Genomic DNA, 245 nt, shown 5'->3' with positions numbered 1-245 from the left:
GCCGGGTTGGTCAGGGTCGCGGTGTAGGTGATCTGACCACCTTCGGTCACGGTCGAACCGGCCGTCAGCGTAACAGTGGTGGTATCGACCACATCAGTAATAGTGGTGACCGCAGGCGTCGTGCTCGGCACCAGGTTTTCAAAATTGCCGCCGGTTGCACCGGTAATGGTGGTGGTGACGGTCGAACCGTTAACGTAGACGTCGTTAGCCGGGGTATCCACGACCACTGTACCAACCGACTCACC

The 245-nt window shown here is 59.2% G+C and carries 1 protein-coding gene; it reads right to left on the bottom strand.

Annotation, left to right across the window (positions count from 1 at the left end; all coding sequences use genetic code 11):
* On the bottom strand, window positions 1–245 hold a 245-nt coding region (locus BFP90_RS29545; protein ID WP_256097463.1), incomplete at both ends, for an immunoglobulin-like domain-containing protein.

It is taken from the genome of Pseudomonas sp. 24 E 13 (genome assembly GCF_900004715.1).
GTDB lineage: Bacteria > Pseudomonadota > Gammaproteobacteria > Pseudomonadales > Pseudomonadaceae > Aquipseudomonas > Aquipseudomonas orientalis_A.
This window is presented reverse-complemented; position numbering and strand designations above follow the sequence as displayed.